This window comes from Ferdinandcohnia sp. GQ5, assembly GCF_059759275.1.
In genome coordinates, this window is record NZ_JCAXEW010000027.1 from 1 (window position 1) to 19,852 (window position 19,852).

Below are 19,852 nucleotides of genomic sequence, written 5' to 3' on the forward strand. Positions count from 1 at the left end.
AGCTCGTCGCTCAGAAGCGACCTTTTTAATATAGCATGCTGACCATTCGGAGTCAACATTTTTTTAAAACTTTTTTTTGAAAATGTTTATCGTCAGCGACGACGTTTATTAATATATCATCGTCTGTTTCTCATGTCAACAATCTTTATAAAAAAATGATTAAATAATAAAAGAGGACCATATTGGCTTGATATAATCCTCCGCCCTTCAATCTAACCCTTTTTACTGTTTACTTTCTTTGTGCGAACATACCTACTGCACTCTGTTGGATCAGCAATTCTTTTAAATAAGCGAAATAAGATCTGATATCTTTCTTCCATTGCATGTTTTACTATATGGTCTATTCGTGCATCTTCTATATCAAACAATATTTCGTCCATCTCTCTTTTTAGAAGGTATTCCAATTCTTTGACTTCCACCTGATCAACTAATAATCCAATCATAGTTTCACCTCATGTTTGTTGTAATTCTAATTATTACCAGATTTAGTTATTTTATGAATTGATTTTTACGAAGATATTTGCACATAAAATTGGATGACAAGCATATTATTTAGACAGAAGATTCTTTGGACAAGGAGGATAAATATGAATTTTTTCTACATCCTTAGTAGCAAGAGGATTAAGCAAACATTAATTATTCTTTTCGCTTCATTATTTACCGCCAGTATCTTTTATATAGAAAAAGGCAATATTGCTCCTGTTTTTTCAACCGAAAACGGCCCACGAGTGATTTATTCAGGAGAAAAAAGCGAAAAGACAGTTGCACTTACTTTTAATATTAGTTGGGGAGACACGAAGGCCTTACCGATTCTCGATACCTTAAAGAATTCAGGTGTAACAAATGCGACCTTCTTCCTATCCGCTTCGTGGGCTGAGCGCCACCCGCAGATAGTTGAACGGATTGTGAAAGACGGGCACCAGATTGGCATTAAAGGATATGATTATAAAAACTATACAGAATTAGAGGATGTCCAAATTAAAAAGGATGTCTATAAGGCCCAAGATGCATTTAAGAAAATGGGTGTCAAAACTATTTCCTTCTTTAGAACACCTGATGGAAATTTTGACTCTAGAGTAGTGAAGGTCTTGGATTCTCTTGGATATACTCTCATTCACTGGAGTATTGATTCAAATGATTGGAACAATCCAGGTGTAGCTAAAATAACAAGCAATGTTATAGACAAGGTAAAGAGTGGAGACATTATTTTATTCCACGCTTCAGATTCAGCTAAACAGACTGCGGAAGCACTTCCTGGAGTATTGAAAGGAATTAAAGGTAAAGGCCTGTCATTTGTAACAGTTAGTGACATGCTAAATAATGCGGATGTAAAAAGTGAAGTTGTCGAATGAAGTAGTAAAAAAGCTGATCCCATAGGGTCAGCTTTTTTGTTTTGTTAATTTTGGAAGTATCAATAGTTGATACGCATTGCAAATTAAGAGAGGAAAAATCATTAGGTACAGCCAACTTTCATCATTTGCCCTAATTGCTGGCACCCATTCAATTACAGTAACAACAAACATAAAAAATACAGCTGGAATGAATGCTTTACGATTGGTCTGTCTGCTTTTAAAGAATGCAATGATTAATGAGAAAACTAATATACCTATTGGAACCCATACATATGAGGAGATACTCTCACCCTCGGTTGCAAATACTTGAATACGGAAATAAATTAAGTCAAATAATACAAAAGCAATCAATACTACTTGAGCAGGATTCCATGCACCTTTAAACATCCCTTGTCCAAATCGGTGAACTGATAAATAGGCAAAGAAACCCATTTGGCTAATAATACTAAAAGTAAATCCAACTCCGACGAGCCAAAATGCAACCATAAGTATTTCGACGTAATCCGAAGCTATAAATAAATCTTTATATTCACTCCATTTAACAGCAAATCCAGTAATGATTCCACTAATGGCGCCTACTAGTAAGGTAGATAGAAATAACCTTACCCAATTTCGACTTTTCACGACAAAATCCCCCACTCTTTATATTCAAATATGATTGTACCAAAATGTCGGGGATAAATGCCAGTTTCTCACCATCCAATCAGTGAATATTTTTTAACAAAAAAAAGCATATTAACAACTAAGGATCCCTTATGAAAGGAGCTTTATAAATGAGAAAATGGATGTCGCTCCTCCTCATTTTTAGTTTTCTATTAGTAATAGTTGGGTGTGCCCCAGCAAATGTCGAACAAAACCGAATGGATTATGAAGAAACAAAAAAAATGGTTGTCGATATATTGAAAACCGATGACGGTAAAAAGGCAGTTGAAGAACTCATGCGAGATGAAAGAATAAAGCAGCATCTCGTCATGGACCAAGTCGTTGTTAAAGATGCCATCCGTGAAACTCTTACCTCTGACAACGGGGTTGAGTTTTGGAAAAAGACGTTTGAGGATACCAAGTTTGTAGAAGACTTTGCAAAGAGTATGCAAACGGAGCACGAAAAGCTCATTAAGGACTTGATGAAGGATCCCGACTATCAAAAAATGATGATGGACATCTTGAAAAATCCTGAGATGGAAGAACAATTCATGGATGTTCTGAAAAGCCAAGAATACAGAAAACATCTTCAAACAGTCATCAGTGAAACACTTGAAAGTCCGTTATATAAAGCTAAAATTGAAGATATTCTCATTAAAGCAGCTGAGGATATGCAAAAAGAAGAAAAAGCGAAAAAAGATGAAGGAGAAGGAACTGGAAATAGCTAACCCTCCTTCCTATATAAAAGAACCCCCTGAAACTCAGGAGGTTCTTTTTAATTTAAATAGCATCAATTACTCGTTTTGCAATTTCGTTATAGATCTTTCCAGTTGGGTGACTTTCGTCGTAAACAGATGGGGCAAAGTCCTCATCATTCCAATCAGGCTGACCTAATGGAATTTTTCCTAGCAAGGATGTTTGAAGCTCTTCCGCAAGTTTCTCTCCGCCGCCTTTACCAAACACATATTCCTTTTCGCCTGTTACTTTACTTTCAAAATAAGACATATTTTCAATAACACCAAGTACTTCGTGTTCTGTACGTAAAGCCATTGCACCCGCTCTGGCAGCTACAAATGCAGCTGTAGGATGTGGTGTTGTTACTATAATTTCTTTACAATGAGGAAGCATAGTATGAACATCTAGTGCTACATCACCTGTACCAGGCGGTAAGTCTAGAACTAAGTAATCTAGATCTCCCCATTCAACTTCATTAAAGAAGTTATTTAACATTTTTCCGAGCATTGGACCACGCCAAATAACGGGTGAATTGTCTTCCACAAAGAAGCCCATTGAAATGACTTTAACCCCTTTTCTTTCAACAGGGATAATCTTTTCACCACGAACGACAGGGCGCTTTGTAATACCCATCATGTCGGGAACACTGAATCCGTAAATATCTGCATCAATAATACCGACCTTTTTACCAAGTCTAGCTAAAGACACCGCTAAGTTTACAGAAACGGTAGATTTACCAACACCACCCTTACCACTTGCTACCGCAATAAAGGTCGTTTGATTTACTGGAGATAATAAAGGAGCTGATTCTTCCGCTGATTCAGCCTTAAATTTCGCGAGTTCCTCTGGCGATAAGTCAGTAAATCGAAGACCTACAGATTCTGCTCCCGCTTGTTTTAAGGCATTTACAATTGTAGATTGAAGCTGTAGTTGCTCACCAGTACCAGTCTTTGATAAAGCAATTTTTACGCTAACATGTTTCTTTTCTTCTTTTATTTTAACTTCTTTGATTGCATTCGTTTCCTCGAATGTTCTATGTAAGAATGGATCTTGCAGTTGATTTAATACTTCCTTCACTTGTTGCTCAGTTAACATAACAAACACCACCTAATTACTGTATTCGGTTTCACTCAACCTCATTATACCATACCTGTCCCAAATTACAGTGTGAGGAGTGTCATAGCTACATAAAAAAAACCACCTTCTTATTCAGGTGGATTTGATTCATTGGAGAAATAGCGGTTGATTCCTGTGTAAATGGAGGCTGCGACCTTGTCTTGGTATTTATCTTGAACTAGTAGGGCTTTTTCATCCGGATTTGAAAGGAATCCTACCTCTACAAGTGCTCCAGGTTTTTTCGCACTTTTTAATAAGTAAACACCATTGATCGCTTTGGCTTGTCGTGTTGTATTTCCGAGATTGTTTCGAAGCTCGTCTTGAATAAACTTGGCTACTGCCTCATTTTCCTTGTAAGTACTAAAATAAAAAGTTTGTGCACCTCTCCATCGAGGAGATGGAATGGCATTTAAATGAATACTAATAAATAAATCCGCATCTGATTCATTGATGATATGAACTCGTTTCTTCAAGTCCTCAGTCTTCCGTTTACTGTACCCTCTCATTCCATCAGGGGCTAAATCTGTATCTTCTTCCCGTATCATTTGTACAAAAGCACCCTGTTGCTGTAGGTAGTCACGGAGCTTCTTTGAGATTTCGAGGGCAATGTCTTTTTCTTGTACGTCGCCATTATCGGCACCCCCATCTGGGCCACCGTGACCAGGGTCAATTATAATTACCTTCCCTGATAAGGGTAGACTCCACGGATCCCAAACATCTTTGTCCATAAATCGATATTGTATAAATAAAAATAAAATAACAGCTCCCAATAGGATACCAGCAATTTTAAGTTTCTTATTCATGATTTACCTCCTGCATGTCCCTAAGTTAAATATATGGGACAAGGAGAGTATATATGATTAAAAATTCTAATGCAATTTTAGCCGGTATCTTTTTTCTCCTTTCTGAAAACCTTCCGTCCACCAATAGGTTACATAGTATTCGCATGCATAGTAAAGTGACTCATTGACGAAGCCTTGGTCGCCAATATGCCCCCAATAGCAAATGAACTCATATAACGCATCAATTAGATTCTTTTCAAATCGGTAGCAGCGCATCCGCACTTCTTCTACTGATTCTCCATAATAACCAAATTTGCTATATTTAGCTCCTAACAAATATGCTTCTATTGCAACATCAATACAGCCTTCTTCAATGGCACTGCCAAGTATAGAGTCCATTCTAAAAAAGCTACTAAATGAGTCGACGACATTCTTCTTTAAGTCTTCTAATGAAAGCTCACGTAACATTTTCCGTTCATACTTGATCTGCTTCTCTTTCCGCTTTTCCTTGAAGGTTGTAATTACATTCATCGTATAAGAAACCCCCTTTGACAGATAGTTTCCTACCGCACCCGCGTAAACATGCGCCAAACACAAACTACCTTAACTTCCAAAATAAACTATGCATACTCAAGATATGCACAGCTCGTTTAATGGCGACAAACAGTGCTGACAGAAGGTGCACCTTTCAAAAAAAACGATGGTGCTTGCAGTTAGATATGTTTAAGGCCCTCAATCATAAGATCTGAGAGCCTTCACTTCTATATATCGGATGCATTAAGACTATCTTGCCCTTCCAATGATGGACTTTCTTTTTGTTTTCCAACAAGCCTTGCCACTTGCCAGCCAATGACCATATGGACTACCCCCATAATGAAAAACAATAAGTAGTCCCCGATTGGTTCCGGAAGTAAAAGATCGACAACCAACCACATACCTGCCGAAGAAGCACCAATAAAAGCACCTAGCATTGATTTTTGGATTCGACTCATTCTCCACCTACCCTTTCAGTTTGTGTACATTCTTAACTAATCTTATGTAGCCAGGTTGCTCGAAATAACCTGAATTTTGGAGAAAGGTTGTCCAATATCGGCACTATTTCTCCTATCCTCAATTGAATAAGGATTATCTCATCCAAAAGTCGTAGAAAAGTTCAAGCTTTTTTACGAAGAATGATTTTTCAGAAATCGGTATGCTTAAACCATCGATAGCTAAAAGGAGAGATAAAGAATGAAAAATAAAGTTGTAATAATTACTGGTGCTTCAAAGGGTTTAGGGAGAGCACTGACATTAGCTTTTGCCAAGGAAGGAGCAAAACTTTCAATTTGTGCAAGGTCAGAAAGTGATTTATTAAAAGTCAAGCTAGAAGCAGAGAGTTTAGGGGCAAAAGTAGTTGCAGTTACCGCTGATGTTTCCCGCTCCCAAGATGTAGATCGATTCGTTTCAGTTACCGAGGCGGCTTATGGACAGATTGATGTTTTGATTAACAATGCTTCTATGTTAGGCCCGAGCCCAATGCCACTACTCCTTGATTATCCTGAAGAAGACTTTGCTGAAGTATTAAGAGTAAATGCAGTATCAACTTTTCTAGTTACAAAAAGGGTTTCCTTAAGTATGCTTGAACGGAACCAAGGTTCCATTATCAATGTTACTTCAGAGGCTGGTCACATTGGTTATGCAGGCTGGGGAGCGTATGGGGTCTCTAAATTCGCTGTAGAAGGCATTACCCAAACATGGGCCGATGAATTTAGTGAGACTGGAATTCGGATTAATATGGTCGACCCTGGCGAAATGGACACTGACATGCACAAACTCGCTGTTCCAGATTGCGATTATCCGTTAGCAAAACCTGAAGAAGTCGTTGATATATTCTTATATTTAGCATCTGATCGAGCAAAAAGCATTAATGGAAAACGATTCTCAGCCCAATCTGAGGAGGAGGTGTAGGACATGGTAGACAACACTCTAGATTTTTACCTTCCAAATGAACTAAATGCATCCCTTCCACCTGAAGAGCGTGGCATCAGAAGAGATCACGTCCGGATGATGGTGCTTGACCGGAATTACGGTAAGATCCAACATGACCTTTTCTTCAATTTACCTGAATATTTACAGCCAGGAGACCTTGTTATTTTAAATAATAGCCGCACCATACCAGCAGTTTTCCAAGCAAAGAATCTAAGTAACGGGAAAATGAGAGCCAACGTCGAAGTTAGGCTGGCCAGACGAATTACTGAAGATACATGGGAGGCACTCATTGTACAGGATTATACAAAGATTGGTGACATTTTTATATTTGCACCTGAGCTTTCGGCAATGGTAATTGGTCTAAAGGAGAATACTCCACTAGCAATATTGAAGTTTGAGAAGAAAGGTTCCGACCTATTAAACATGTTCTATAGCCTCGGAGAACCTGTGCGTTACGAATATATCAATCACCCCTGGGATTTGGATTATTATCAAACGGTTTTCGCAAGCCATCCCGGCTCGGTCGAGATGCCCTCAGCTGGTAGAGCCTTTAGCTGGGAACTGTTATTTACACTAAAGCAAAAAGGAATTCAGGTTGATTTTATTCAACTTCATACTGGGCTTAGTTATTTGCTTGATGACAAGTGGCACCAAACGCCAGAAGAGAACGAAGAGGAATACCATATATCTGAACAGACCCAACAAAAGATTATTGCGACAAAAACTGCTGGTAAAAGAATTATAGCCGTTGGTACAACCGTAGTTAGAGCACTTGAAACGTATGCGATATCGGGTGAACTTTCAGGGGTAACAAATTTATATATCAATGAGCACTTTCCTCTAAGTATGGCTGACGGAATCATAACGGGGTTACATGAGCCAGAGGCTAGCCATCTTGATATGCTTACCGCCTTTATTTCTAAACAGCATCTTCTCCAGGCTTACGGCCATGCCATTGATGCAGGTTATTTATGGCATGAATTCGGTGATATGAATCTGATTATATAAATGGAGGTTTAGCCATGAAACTTCATCATATTGGCGTTAATGTCAGTCATCTCAGAAAATCGATTGAATTTTATAAAAGCCAATTCGGTTTTGAGGAAGAATCACATTTTATATTCATGGAAGAAGAAATTGTATTTTTAACTTTAGGTGACTTTCGACTTGAGTTAGTCTCTAGTAATGAAGAAAATCAGTTAAACACTCATATCTGTTTTGAGGTCAATAATTTGACTGATGTAATGGCCAAATCTAAAACACTTCGTAAAATGGAAGGACCCTATGAACTTGATAATGGGTGGCAAACAGTCTTCTATGAAGGGCCTAATCAAGAAATAGTAGAATTATTGCAGGTTTCGAGTGCTAACAGTAAACTTATTAGATAAACCGGAGTCTGAAAATTAGAAATACGGTATAATGGAAGCAGATACTTCGTGGCGGAGGGAGAAACAATGTCTGGTAAGGATAGATATCAACAACTCAACATTTTAAAAGAGATAGCTGAGCTTTTAAACGAAGGAACAGATACAACAGAAGTATTGAAGGTTGTCTTGAAAAAACTTCTTCAAGTAACTGGCCTTCAAACAGGTTGGATATTTTTAATAGATGACGATGGCAGACATCATCTTATTGCTGATGAAGCCCTGCCGCCCGCTTTAGCCAATGATCATAAGCGACGCATGTGCCATGGTAAGTGCTGGTGTGTAAACAAGTACAATAATCAACAACTCAATAAAGCAACGAATATTATCGAATGTAAACGAATTGAAGATGCTCTTGATGAAGAAGCCGGAGAAACAGGTGGTCTGACTCATCACGCCACCGTCCCGCTCCGTGCTGGCCAAGAAAGGTTTGGGATCTTAAATGTAGGAGCTCCAAACAAAACAAATTTCGAGAAAAATGAACTCGCACTGCTAGAAGCAGTAGCCTACCAAATCGGAACTGCCTTAAAAAGAATTAAACTTACCCAACGTGAGCAAAATACAGCGCTCGTTGCTGAGCGAAACCGTTTGGCTCGGGACCTTCACGACTCAGTAAATCAACTCCTCTTTTCATTAAGTCTTACCGCAAGGGCTGGGGTTGAGTTGACGGAAATCAATGAAGTCCAGCAAACGTTCACCTATATACAAGATATGGCCCAAGAAGCACTTGGAGAAATGAGAGCATTAATCTGGCAGCTACGTCCAGAAGGACTTGAAAATGGTCTTGTTAGCGCCTTACGAAGCTATGCTGAGATGTTAGGGCTTTCTATCAAAACAAAGCTGACAGGTGCAGTTAACCTATCCGGAAAAGTAGAAGAATCCTTGTGGCGTATTGGGCAGGAGGCTCTGGCCAATTGTAAAAAACATTCACAGACAACTGAAGTAGAATTAGAATTACAAGCTTCTGAAGCCGGTGTAAAAATGAACATTAGGGATAAGGGATGCGGCTTCCACTATGAAGTAGATCGCGAAATACTCTCGTTGGGGTTACGAAATATGAAAACAAGGACGGAAAGCTTAAACGGGACTTTTTCTTTACAAAGTAAGCCGGGAATTGGAACAGAAATACAGGTCCAGATCCCGCTTTAGGGGGATAAGTAAATGAGTATACGAATATTAGTAGTAGACGACCATCATGTCGTCAGGCGGGGCCTCGTTTTTTTCCTCCGTACACAAAGAGATATGATGATTGTCGGAGAAGCAGCAAATGGGAAAGAGGCCATTAATCAAGCGAAATTATTAAAACCAGAATTAATTCTCATGGACTTAGTAATGCCTGAGATGGACGGTATTCAGGCAACAAGAGAAATCAAAAAGGAACAACCTGAAATCAAAATCATGATGTTGACTAGTTTTTCTGATCAAGACCACGTCATACCTGCCCTGGAAGCTGGAGCGTCTGGGTATCAATTAAAAGATATTGAGCCCGATGAGCTGATATCTTCAATTAAAAGAATCATGGGCGGTGAAAATCAGATTCATCCAAAAGCAACCTCGCACCTCCTTGCCAATTTATCCTCTAACAGGAACCAGGCGAAACATGTATTTGAGGCATTAACTAAAAGGGAAATAGATGTGTTAAAGGAAATTGCCAAAGGAAAAAGCAATAAGGAAATTGCAAGCTCCTTATTCATCACTGAAAAAACAGTCAAAACCCATGTTTCAAACCTATTGGCAAAACTCGAATTAGCGGACCGGACACAGGCAGCCCTTTTTGCAGTCAAAAATCAGTTAGTCGACTAAAGTAGAAGAAATTTTTAATTACTCAAAATAGACTCCCAACCAATTGTTGAGAGTCCTTCATTATAAACAAAAGATGAAACTATGACATTATCGCAGGACGTCTGATCATTTCCCCTTTAACCTTGGGGTGTCCTTAAGCTCTTGAATCTTTGCCGCACCGATTCCGAACATTGACATTCTTAGTTCCATTTCCCGAATTTTCATTACTTCAACTACATCTTCCACGCTCTGGGTCGCTTCTTTCAGGATAGATCGTCCGAACCCGACAAGATCGGCCCCCAATGCGATGACTTTTGCAGCATCTAGACCTGTCTGCATTCCACCACTAGCAATCAATGAACGTTCACCAATTTCACCTCGAACCATTCTGATTGATTCCACCGTTGGAATCCCCCATTCGCTGAATGCCTCCGCAGCAACCCGCCGAATGGAGTCATTAGACCTGAATTTTTCAACCTGGCTCCAAGAAGTCCCACCGGCTCCTGCAACATCAATAAACGCAACTCCTGCATCAACTAACTTTCTAGCCGTTTGATCATCAATTCCCCATCCGACTTCTTTGACCCCGATGGGAACCTCCAGTGTTTTGCATAGTTGTTCAATCTTCTTTAATAACCCTTTAAAATTCGTATCTCCATTATCTTGAATCACTTCTTGGATACTGTTCAAATGAAGAACGAGCATATCCGCATCGGTGATCTCGATAATTCGCCTGCATTCCTCGACTCCATATCCGAAATTTAGCTGAACAGCTCCTAAGTTAGCTATGATTGGGACGCTTGGTGCATACTCCCTTACCTGAAAAGAGGAAGCATGTCCGTCACTGTCAAGCAGCGCCCGGGTTGATCCGAGTGCCAGAGCCCAACCCCTTTCCTCAGCAGCAATAGCCAAGTTTCGATTAATCGCCTCCGCAAGGCCTGTCCCACCCGTCATCGAACTGATGAGAAACGGAGTTTGGCATTCAAAGCCAAGGAATGTGGTTTTAATAGAGATTTCATCAAAATCAATTTCAGGAAGTGCATTATGAACAAACACAAGCTTCTCTAATCCAGTTGAAATTGAATCCCCCGTAACCTTCTCGTTCAGAGTAATTTGAATATGTTGAGATTTTCTTTCCTCAATTGAGTTGGCCATCACCAACACCTGCCCTTATTCTAAATTCAAAATGATCACACACTCATGTTACGCCACAGCAAACACTGTCTTAAGTCTAAAGAACCATTGTCCTATTTGGTCTGTACTTCTTCCACTGTTTGCTCTACTTCAGCACGCGTCATTTTCTCCCGACCATCCTTCAATGCTTGTAACGTTTTGTGTGCCAGAGCAAGAGGTAGACGACAAAATAAAATAATGCTTTTCCTTTTAAGAGATTTCATATACAAATCTGCTTTTGCCAAGTTTTCCTCAGCGTATTCGAATAAGTCCGCACGATTCCAACCGTCAGGAACAAAACTTACACCACGTTCGTCCAAATCTTCCTTCTGATTGCGCAAGATATTTACAGCCTGAAGTCCACGACCATAACCAATCGCTAATTCCCGATCGGTTTTTTCTCCGCCGTAATGCTCCCAAAGATCTGATAGCATCACTCCAACAAGTCCTGCAACGTAATATGTATAGTCATCCAAATCTTCACGTGTACGAATACTCCAATTTGCTTTTGACCATTTTGCCATTCCTAATGCCATCTCACCAGCAGCGTTGGTAACTATCGTCAAAGCATCCTTCGGACATGCCTGTAACCACTCTTCTAAACGAATTGTCACTTCAGGCATTTTATCTCTTATTGGTCCAAGAATTCTTAGATATTCTTCATTATCGAATGGTTGTTTAAATAAATCGCTTAACTTTGCTAAAACTGTATATTTCACATCATTGTCTATCTCTTCATGGTCTTCAATTTCATCAATCGCACGAAATACTAAATAAGCAGATGCAACCGAATACTTCAACTCTTTTTGCAAAAAAGTAATCGGAATATAAAATGTACGACTCGTCTCTTTTAGCATACGCATCGCATCTTTAGGAAACCCACTCATTTTTCAAACCTCCTATTTACAAGCCTTTAACATTCATTATACATAACATTCATGAAAGTTGGTCATTGTAAGAACTACCAAATTTAAAAGTGAGACTTTTTTTGACTAGTGGCCCTCTTTGCTTTTTTCGCTATAACTTGCTTATTTGTATTAATTATCATCGCTAATCTTATAAGAATAATTGTATTATTCCCCTATCTCATGACTTTTTTGTTCCAAAATTAGTTGAACGTCGCATGCTTTATTATATCCACTCTAATCGAGTACTTAGTAAGCTTCACGCTGATTTCCATTGATTCGAACACAGCTTGATGAGACCTTGAGTTCGTGTCCAAATACACCCTTGATTCGGACTCTTCCTCAAAAATAGCCTAGCGCTCTGTCCGAATACGTACTTGATTCGGACACAGCCTGATGAAACCTTGAAGTTCGTGTCCAAATTCACCCTTGATTCGGACCACTTGATAAAACATTGAGGTTCGTGTCCAAATACACTCTTGATTCGGACTCACCCTCAAAAATAACCAAAGGTTCTGTCCGAATACGCGCTTGATTCGGACTCTTCCTCAAAATATACAAACTCTGTCTGAATATACACACCTGATTCATACACCACTTAATGAAATAATGGGATTCGTGTCAAAATACACCCATAATTCGGACTCATTCACAAAACTAATCGGACTCACTGTCCAAAATTCGGAGCTTGAGTAGGATATCCGAATGAAATCGAACTCTCTATACACTTCATTAAATCAATACACAAAAAAGACCCTTTCCACAAAAGTGAAAAGAGTCTTGAAACGCCAAAATTAACGTTTTGAGAACTGAGGTGCACGACGAGCGCCTTTAAGACCGTATTTCTTACGTTCTTTCATACGCGGATCACGTGTTAATAGTCCTGCAGATTTTAATGCTGGACGGAATTCAGGATCAGCTTGTAGCAATGCACGAGCGATACCGTGACGGATAGCGCCAGCTTGACCAGTGTATCCTCCGCCATTAACGTTAACAAGAACGTCATAATTACCTAAAGTTTCAGTAGCGTTTAGAGGTTGTTTTACAACTTCTCTTAAAGCTTCGAATGGAATATAGTCTGCAATGTCACGACCGTTGATTACGATGCGTCCGTCGCCAGGAACTAAACGTACACGTGCAACGGAGCTTTTACGACGACCAGTGCCATAATATTGTACCTGTGCCAAATTAATACCCTCCTTATTAATTAACCGCGAAGTTCGTAAACTTCAGGTTGTTGTGCTTGATGTGGATGTTCGCTTCCAGCATAAACGTGCAATTTCTTAGCCATTTGACGACCAAGTGAACCTTTTGGAAGCATTCCTTTGATTGCAAGTTCAAGCATTTTTGTTGGATAGTTTGTACGCATTTCTAATGCCGTTCTTGATTTTAAACCACCTGGGAATTGACTGTGACGGTAGTAAATCTTGTCATTTAATTTATTACCAGTTAATTCGATTTTTTCAGCATTGATGATGATTACATTATCACCAGTGTCAACATGTGGTGTGTAAGTTGGTTTGTGTTTTCCACGAAGTAATGTTGCAACTTCAGTTGATAAACGACCTAAAGTTTTGCCTGCAGCATCTACAACATACCATTTGCGCTCTATATTGCTAGCATTAGCCATAAATGTTGTACGCATGAATTTCCCTCCTAATTTCACTAACGTTTCATTTTGTATTTAATCACGATTAAAGTTCCGGGGCTTTAACGTGGTGTTTAAATATCATACTAAAATATAATATAACTTTCAGGATGTAATGTCAAGAAAATGTTACACCAGGATTAGTTGTTATAACGATCTTTCAGCTTCCTATACCCTTCCACTCTTCGTAGAAAACCTGCCAAAGGTATAATCCTTGACCTGGCGCGGTCTTTCCTGCAAGCGATCTGTCTTTTCCGGAAAGAATGGCTTCCATCATACTTGGGTCTTTTTGGCCTCTTCCGACTTCTAGTAACGTGCCTACTAATATTCTTACCATATTATATAAGAATCCATTTCCTATAAACGAAAAAATAAGTTCATCATCATAACTTTCAATATGAATCTCGTATATGGTTCGAACTTTATCTTGTACTTCCGTTTTTGAAGCACAGAAACTCGTAAAATCATGTGTGCCTAATAATCGTAATGACGCTTCTCTCATTGCATGAAGATCTATTGGAAAAGTATAATGATAAGTAAAATTACGTTTAAAAACGCAAGGCTCTTCACTCATCAACAATCGATACCGATATTCCTTCGCCTTCACATCAAAACGTGCATGAAAGTCAGGATCAACTTCCTCAACAGAACGAACCCGGATGTCTTCAGGGAGCATCGAATTTAGAGCTCGTTTCCAGCCTTCGACTGGAATAGATAATGGTGAATCAAAATGAACAACCTGTCCACGGGCATGTACAGTTGCATCTGTTCGACCAGAAGCTACTGTTTTCACCTGTTCTCCTTTATGCATTTTCTGTAAAGCAAGTTCAAAGGCAGATTGCACAGTTCGTTTATTCGGTTGTACCTGATACCCTGAAAAATGGGTTCCATCATAGGATATGATGCATTTGTACCTTCTCATTTTTCTCCTCATTATCCTCGTAGTAAAAATAAAACCACTGCCATTGCAAATAGTAAGACTAACATAAGTGTATCGAGGCCTCGCCACTGTAGCACTCGTAATTTTGTACGTCCTTCTCCGCCACGATAACCCCTTGCTTCCATCGCAATAGCCAGTTCTTCTGCCCGTTTAAATGAACTTATAAACAACGGAATTAATAAAGGAACAACCGCCTTCATGCGATCTTTTATCGGTCCACTCGTAAATTCGACCCCTCTTGCAGCTTGTGCCTTCATGATTTTCTCTGTTTCTTGCATTAATGTCGGAATAAATCGAAGTGAAATCGACATCATTAACGCAAGCTCATGTGTAGGGAGGCCGATTTTTTTAAATGGTGCTAATAAGCTTTCCATGCCATCAGTGATTTCAATCGGTGTACTTGTTAATGTTAATATTGTAGTCATAATAATTAAATATAATAGCCGTAACGAAATAAAAATCCCTTGTGTTACGCCACCTTCATAAATTTGTAGCCAACCAAAGTCGACTAATAAGTCTCCTTCTTTAGTTAAAAAAATATGAAGGATAAATGTAAAGAGAATAACCCACAAAATTGGTTTTAATCCCGACAAAATGTAGCGTAATTGAACCTTTGTTAGTAATACAATTCCTAAGGTATAAATCCCTAATAGTACATAGGTAAGAACTGAATTAGCTAAAAAGACGATAAACACATAGAAAAAAATTAATAATAGCTTTGCTCTAGGATCCATTTGATGAATCAGAGAATGAGCAGGTATATAACGACCTATAATAATGTTCATTTCAGGACCCCCTTATCTTTAAGGGCATTTCCTACATATTGAACAATTTCATCTACCGACAGACTAGCTGCTCGCGGAATTTCAATTCCTAACTTTTCTTCGAGCAGTCCTTTTAATCTAACTGCCTCAGGTACATCTAATCCTAAATGAAGAACTTGTTCAGGTTTTGAGAATATCTCTACAGGACTTCCTTGGAATTTTATCGTTCCTTTTTCCATGACAAGTATTTGATCAGCGTAACGGGATGCATCTTCCATACTATGGGTTACAAGAACTGTTGTTAGACCGTTTTCTTTATGAAGTTTGTAAAACATCTCCATAATCTCAAACCGCCCCCTTGGGTCTAGCCCGGCAGTAGGCTCGTCCAAGACCAAAACCTGTGGGTTCATTGCCAATATTCCTGCGATTGCAACTCGCCGCATTTGTCCCCCACTTAAATCAAAGGGTGACTTCATTAAGTATTCATCAGATAGACCGACCATTTTTATGGTTTGTCTAGCTCTTTTCTTAGCTTCTTCTAATGGTACCCCAAAGTTCAGCGGTCCAAAGCAAATATCTTTCTCAACCGTTTCCTCAAAAAGTTGATGTTCGGGAAATTGGAATACAACCCCAACGTTCTTGCGTAATGACTTAAGTTTTTTTTCTTTTTGTTTGGAACTAATTGTTCGTTCTCCAATGGTGATTGATCCTGAGGTTGGCTGCAAGAGTCCATTTAAATGCTGGAGGATGGTTGATTTTCCAGAACCCGTGTGACCGATTATAGCGGTGTATGAACCAGATTTGATATGTGCATTAACATCATATAAGGCTAGTCTTTCAAATGGTGAACGAATCTGATAGCGATGTTCTAAATTTTCAATTGTAATGTCCATAACTCATCCACCAAGCCTTCTTCTGTTATATGATTCTTAGAGAGCGGAACACCGATTGCTCGTAGTTTTTTAGATACTTTTACAGAAAAGGGTAAATCCAAACCTATTTCTACAAGCTTATCATCTAACGCAAAAATCTCTTCAGGTTTTCCTTCTGCGAACAATTGCCCCTGGTTCATTACTATAATTCGATCGGCTCTTGCTGCTTCCTCTAAGTCATGGGTAATTGACATAACTGTAATCTGACTTTCATTTTTAATTTCTCTTATTGTTTCTAGAACCTCTGTACGACCGATTGGATCTAACATAGAGGTTGCCTCATCCAAGATGATTAAATCTGGTTGAACAGCAAGAACACCAGCAATTGCAACTCGCTGTTTTTGACCACCTGAGAGCTGGTGCGGTTCATGTTCTAGAAAATCCCTCATATTAACCATATCAATAACTCTTTCAATTCGTGAAGCCATCGTTTCTCGTGGGATCCCGTTGTTTTCCATTCCAAAAGCAATATCATCTTGTACAGTTGTTCCAACGAACTGATTATCTGGATTTTGAAACACCATCCCAATCTTCCTTCTAATATCCCAAATTGAATCTTCATTTAGCTGTACTCCTTCAATTGTTACTGCACCGGTTTGAGGTAACAATAACCCATTGAGAATACGTGCTAGGGTTGATTTTCCAGAACCGTTATGACCTACAATCGCAAGCCACTCTCCTTTTTGAACAGAGAATGATAGATTTTCTAGTGCGGGGCTAGCATTTTCTGCATATTGATAGCTTATCTGGTCAACGACTAAAAGGTTCTCGCCCATTCTCATCCCCCTCTACCTTCCTATCAAATACTCCAGGCGAATATCGCCTAAAACTTCTTGGTATTGCTCGAAAACACTCATTTAAAAATCCACGCCATTCGCAGACGTCTTATCTTTATTTAATCTAATCGCTATATAAAATTATTTCCATAGAAATAATATTATTTCTTAATCCAACTTACTACCTTAAAAATTATTCGTTTCTTCCTTATCTGTCAAGGGAATTAGAACGCATTATTCCTATCTTTTAGGAAAAGCGCTATACATAGTACTCGTTCAAAAAGGATTGTAGTATACTATTTATAAATAATTCTATCTTTTTCGAAAAATAATGAATGTAAAATAAAAAGGGCTTAGACCAGTTTGAAAAACTGTCCCGCCCTTAAAAGAAAAATAAAATTAAACTAATTCAATGATAACCATTGGAGCACCGTCACCACGACGAGGTCCGATTTTCATGATACGAGTGTATCCACCTTGACGCTCTTCATAGCGAGTTGCGATGTCACTGAATAATTTTTGTAGCGCATCTTGACCAGTCTCTTCGTTTGCTACTTCATTACGGATGTAAGATGCAGCTTGACGACGAGCGTGAAGGTCACCACGCTTACCTAATGTAATCATTTTTTCTACAACTGATTTTAATTCCTTCGCGCGAGCTTCAGTTGTTTCGATACGCTCGTTGATGATTAAGTCAGTAGTAAGGTCACGTAATAACGCCTTACGTTGCGCGCTTGTACGTCCTAGTTTTTGGTATGACATGAGGTATTCCCTCCTTTGTTGAATTATTATGAAAGACAAAGCATTAGATAACTAGGCTCTTGTAACAATAGACTTTCGTGATGAGAAAGATGCCTCTAATTCGCATAATTCAAACCGAGTCAGTCATCTTTACGTAAGCCTAAACCAAGCTCTTCTAGTTTAGCCTTAACTTCTTCTAAAGATTTACGACCAAGGTTACGTACCTTCATCATATCTTCTTCAGTTTTATGAGCAAGCTCTTGAACCGTATTAATTCCTGCTCTCTTTAAGCAGTTATATGAACGAACTGAGAGATCCAATTCTTCAATTGTCATCTCGAGGACTTTCTCTTTTTGATCCTCTTCTTTTTCAACCATAATTTCTGCATTTTGAGCTTCATCTGTTAATCCTACAAAAATATTTAAATGTTCTGTTAGGATTTTCGCACCTAGTGCAATCGCTTCTTTCGGACCAGTACTGCCGTCTGTCCAAACATCAAAAGTCAGTTTGTCAAAGTTCGCGACCTGTCCAACACGTGTATTTTCCACTTGGTAATTAACACGTGCAACTGGTGTATAGATGGAGTCAATTGGAATAACACCGATTGGTCGATCATCACGCTTGTTTGCATCAGCTGGAGAATATCCTCGTCCGCGCTTTGCAGTTAATCTCACACGAAAATGTGCATCCTTAGCAAGTGTTGCAATGTGTAGATCTGGGTTTAAGATTTCAACATCACTGTCATGCGTGATGTCAGAAGCTATAACTGGACCTTCACCTTGAACATCAATCTCTAGAGTCTTCTCATCATCTGAGTAGATTTTAAGAGCTAATTTCTTCACATTTAAGATAATAGATGTTACATCTTCGACGACGCCTTCGATTGTTGAGAACTCATGCAGTACCCCATCTATTTGGATAGACGTAACAGCGGCACCAGGGAGAGAAGATAATAGGATACGACGTAAGGAGTTACCCAAAGTTGTTCCATATCCACGCTCAAGTGGCTCGACGACGAATTTACCATAATTGGCATCTTCGCTGATTTCAACCGTTTCGATTTTTGGTTTTTCAATTTCGATCATTTATAAACCCTCCTTCAAAACGTCGAAACCTCGGCTAGACCATGATCAAAGACGTCTAACCGAAATTCCCAAAAGTTAAGTTCCCTAACTGTGCACAACAACTCGATTATTCTGTAAAGAACTTATAAAGAAAACACGGCGATTTGCAAGAAATACTCACTCACGCCTTTGTTACACTTATAAGATAAGAAAGTATTTGAAGCTTCCTTACACAGTAAAAAAGTTTATCAAAACCCATTAATCCATTATAGCCATGGATAAAAAATCTTATACAGAAAAAGATCAAATATGTCTTGTCGTATTTGTAATTATGTTATACACGACGACGTTTTGGTGGGCGACATCCGTTATGTGGTACTGGAGTAACATCTTTAATAGCTGTAACTTCAAGACCAGCAGCTTGAAGAGCACGAATTGCAGCTTCACGTCCTGCACCAGGGCCTTTTACAGTTACTTCAAGAGTTCTCATACCATGTTCCATTGATGCTTTAGCAGCTGTTTCAGCAGCCATTTGTGCCGCAAATGGAGTAGACTTACGTGAACCTCTGAAACCAAGAGCACCAGCACTTGACCAAGAAATTGCATTTCCGTGTGCATCTGTAATTGTTACGATCGTATTGTTGAATGTTGAACGGATGTGTGCAACACCAGATTCAATATTCTTTTTTACACGACGTTTACGAGTATTCGTTTTACGTGCCATTATCCATTACCTCCCTTACTATTTCTTCTTGTTTGCTACAGTACGACGAGGTCCTTTACGTGTACGAGCGTTATTTTTTGTATTTTGACCTCTTACAGGTAATCCACGACGATGACGTAGACCACGGTAAGAACCAATTTCGATTAAACGTTTGATGTTAAGTGAAACTTCACGACGAAGGTCACCTTCTACTTTGTAGCGGTCAACGATGTCACGAATCTTGTTTAATTCGTCTTCAGTAAGATCGCGAACGCGAGTATCTTCAGAAACACCAGCTTCTGCAAGAATTTTTTGTGCAGTTGGACGTCCGATTCCAAAAATATATGTTAAAGATATAACCACACGTTTTTCACGCGGAATATCAACACCAGCAATACGTGCCAT

The 19,852-nt window shown here is 39.1% G+C and carries 25 protein-coding genes; 7 read left to right on the forward strand and 18 right to left on the reverse strand.

Annotated features, from left to right (window positions below):
* Positions 1-212 precede the first annotated feature (212 nt).
* A complete protein-coding gene (locus AC6CHV_RS23805; RefSeq protein WP_498079797.1) occupies positions 213-443 on the reverse strand; it encodes a hypothetical protein in 231 nt (76 codons plus the stop codon).
* Between the two features lie 144 nt (positions 444-587).
* On the opposite strand from AC6CHV_RS23805, the gene pdaB reads away from it, so the two are divergent.
* On the forward strand, positions 588-1,352 hold the full coding sequence (pdaB, locus tag AC6CHV_RS23810) for a polysaccharide deacetylase family sporulation protein PdaB (protein WP_121448769.1): 765 nt from the start codon (positions 588-590) through the stop codon (positions 1,350-1,352).
* 27 nt (positions 1,353-1,379) lie between these two features.
* Here the strand turns inward: pdaB and AC6CHV_RS23815 are convergent, their stop codons facing one another.
* The gene (locus AC6CHV_RS23815) at positions 1,380-1,976 is read right to left on the reverse strand and encodes a KinB-signaling pathway activation protein (protein WP_498079798.1); all 597 of its coding nucleotides are present in this window, start codon (positions 1,974-1,976) and stop codon (positions 1,380-1,382) included.
* A 149-nt stretch (positions 1,977-2,125) separates the two neighbouring features.
* On the opposite strand from AC6CHV_RS23815, the gene gerD reads away from it, so the two are divergent.
* A complete protein-coding gene (gene gerD / locus AC6CHV_RS23820; protein WP_121448771.1) occupies positions 2,126-2,722 on the forward strand; it encodes a spore germination lipoprotein GerD in 597 nt (198 codons plus the stop codon).
* A 52-nt stretch (positions 2,723-2,774) separates the two neighbouring features.
* On the opposite strand, the gene salA is transcribed toward gerD, so the two are convergent.
* The 4 genes from salA to AC6CHV_RS23840 all read right to left on the reverse strand — a co-directional run bounded on the left by salA (position 2,775) and on the right by AC6CHV_RS23840 (position 5,619).
* The gene (salA, locus tag AC6CHV_RS23825; protein WP_498079799.1) at positions 2,775-3,824 is read right to left on the reverse strand and encodes an iron-sulfur carrier protein/transcriptional regulator SalA; all 1,050 of its coding nucleotides are present in this window, start codon (positions 3,822-3,824) and stop codon (positions 2,775-2,777) included.
* A 110-nt stretch (positions 3,825-3,934) separates the two neighbouring features.
* Positions 3,935-4,648 (reverse strand): N-acetylmuramoyl-L-alanine amidase CwlD, encoded by a 714-nt coding sequence (gene cwlD / locus AC6CHV_RS23830; RefSeq protein ID WP_498079800.1) that lies wholly within the window; start codon positions 4,646-4,648, stop codon positions 3,935-3,937.
* Between the two features lie 66 nt (positions 4,649-4,714).
* Positions 4,715-5,158, reverse strand: coding sequence for a DUF2521 family protein (locus AC6CHV_RS23835; protein WP_121448774.1), 444 nt, complete (start codon positions 5,156-5,158; stop codon positions 4,715-4,717).
* A 230-nt stretch (positions 5,159-5,388) separates the two neighbouring features.
* Positions 5,389-5,619, reverse strand: a complete 231-nt coding sequence (locus tag AC6CHV_RS23840; RefSeq protein WP_498079801.1) for a hypothetical protein — start codon at positions 5,617-5,619, stop codon at positions 5,389-5,391.
* 238 nt (positions 5,620-5,857) lie between these two features.
* Between AC6CHV_RS23840 and AC6CHV_RS23845 the strand changes: the two genes are divergently transcribed.
* From AC6CHV_RS23845 to AC6CHV_RS23865, 5 genes are all read left to right on the forward strand, one after another.
* A complete protein-coding gene (locus AC6CHV_RS23845) occupies positions 5,858-6,574 on the forward strand; it encodes an SDR family NAD(P)-dependent oxidoreductase (protein WP_498079802.1) in 717 nt (238 codons plus the stop codon).
* A 3-nt stretch (positions 6,575-6,577) separates the two neighbouring features.
* The gene (locus tag AC6CHV_RS23850) at positions 6,578-7,603 is read left to right on the forward strand and encodes an S-adenosylmethionine:tRNA ribosyltransferase-isomerase (protein ID WP_498079803.1); all 1,026 of its coding nucleotides are present in this window, start codon (positions 6,578-6,580) and stop codon (positions 7,601-7,603) included.
* 14 nt (positions 7,604-7,617) lie between these two features.
* Complete coding sequence (locus AC6CHV_RS23855) at positions 7,618-7,983, forward strand: VOC family protein (RefSeq protein WP_341329634.1); 366 nt, start codon at positions 7,618-7,620, stop codon at positions 7,981-7,983.
* Between the two features lie 66 nt (positions 7,984-8,049).
* A complete protein-coding gene (locus tag AC6CHV_RS23860; RefSeq protein ID WP_498079804.1) occupies positions 8,050-9,168 on the forward strand; it encodes a histidine kinase in 1,119 nt (372 codons plus the stop codon).
* A 12-nt stretch (positions 9,169-9,180) separates the two neighbouring features.
* Positions 9,181-9,822 carry a response regulator gene (locus tag AC6CHV_RS23865; protein WP_498079805.1) on the forward strand — a complete coding sequence of 214 codons (642 nt, stop codon included), beginning with the start codon at positions 9,181-9,183 and terminating at the stop codon, positions 9,820-9,822.
* 105 nt (positions 9,823-9,927) lie between these two features.
* Here AC6CHV_RS23865 and fni read toward each other — a convergent pair whose 3' ends face one another.
* From fni to rpsM, 12 genes are all read right to left on the reverse strand, one after another.
* Complete coding sequence (gene fni / locus AC6CHV_RS23870; protein ID WP_341329631.1) at positions 9,928-10,956, reverse strand: type 2 isopentenyl-diphosphate Delta-isomerase; 1,029 nt, start codon at positions 10,954-10,956, stop codon at positions 9,928-9,930.
* A gap of 92 nt (positions 10,957-11,048) precedes the next feature.
* Complete coding sequence (locus AC6CHV_RS23875; protein WP_341329630.1) at positions 11,049-11,861, reverse strand: squalene/phytoene synthase family protein; 813 nt, start codon at positions 11,859-11,861, stop codon at positions 11,049-11,051.
* Between the two features lie 812 nt (positions 11,862-12,673).
* The gene (gene rpsI, locus AC6CHV_RS23880) at positions 12,674-13,066 is read right to left on the reverse strand and encodes a 30S ribosomal protein S9 (protein ID WP_099352767.1); all 393 of its coding nucleotides are present in this window, start codon (positions 13,064-13,066) and stop codon (positions 12,674-12,676) included.
* A 20-nt stretch (positions 13,067-13,086) separates the two neighbouring features.
* Positions 13,087-13,524, reverse strand: coding sequence for a 50S ribosomal protein L13 (rplM, locus tag AC6CHV_RS23885; RefSeq protein ID WP_341329629.1), 438 nt, complete (start codon positions 13,522-13,524; stop codon positions 13,087-13,089).
* Between the two features lie 163 nt (positions 13,525-13,687).
* Entirely contained in the window at positions 13,688-14,449 is a 762-nt protein-coding gene (truA, locus tag AC6CHV_RS23890) for a tRNA pseudouridine(38-40) synthase TruA (RefSeq protein ID WP_498079806.1), read from the reverse strand.
* Between the two features lie 11 nt (positions 14,450-14,460).
* Positions 14,461-15,252, reverse strand: coding sequence for an energy-coupling factor transporter transmembrane component T family protein (locus AC6CHV_RS23895; protein ID WP_341329627.1), 792 nt, complete (start codon positions 15,250-15,252; stop codon positions 14,461-14,463).
* On the reverse strand, positions 15,249-16,124 hold the full coding sequence (locus tag AC6CHV_RS23900) for an energy-coupling factor ABC transporter ATP-binding protein (protein WP_498079807.1): 876 nt from the start codon (positions 16,122-16,124) through the stop codon (positions 15,249-15,251). The genes AC6CHV_RS23895 and AC6CHV_RS23900 overlap by 4 nt, the downstream gene beginning before the upstream one ends.
* Positions 16,100-16,939 carry an energy-coupling factor ABC transporter ATP-binding protein gene (locus tag AC6CHV_RS23905; RefSeq protein WP_498079808.1) on the reverse strand — a complete coding sequence of 280 codons (840 nt, stop codon included), beginning with the start codon at positions 16,937-16,939 and terminating at the stop codon, positions 16,100-16,102. Before AC6CHV_RS23905 ends, AC6CHV_RS23900 begins: the two co-directional genes overlap by 25 nt.
* A gap of 399 nt (positions 16,940-17,338) precedes the next feature.
* Positions 17,339-17,701 (reverse strand): 50S ribosomal protein L17, encoded by a 363-nt coding sequence (gene rplQ, locus AC6CHV_RS23910; protein ID WP_099352761.1) that lies wholly within the window; start codon positions 17,699-17,701, stop codon positions 17,339-17,341.
* Positions 17,702-17,820: 119 nt separating this feature from the next.
* Positions 17,821-18,765 (reverse strand): DNA-directed RNA polymerase subunit alpha, encoded by a 945-nt coding sequence (locus AC6CHV_RS23915; protein ID WP_498079809.1) that lies wholly within the window; start codon positions 18,763-18,765, stop codon positions 17,821-17,823.
* Positions 18,766-19,078: 313 nt separating this feature from the next.
* Entirely contained in the window at positions 19,079-19,468 is a 390-nt protein-coding gene (gene rpsK / locus AC6CHV_RS23920) for a 30S ribosomal protein S11 (RefSeq protein WP_010285108.1), read from the reverse strand.
* An 18-nt stretch (positions 19,469-19,486) separates the two neighbouring features.
* On the reverse strand, positions 19,487-19,852 hold the full coding sequence (gene rpsM / locus AC6CHV_RS23925) for a 30S ribosomal protein S13 (RefSeq protein ID WP_010285107.1): 366 nt from the start codon (positions 19,850-19,852) through the stop codon (positions 19,487-19,489).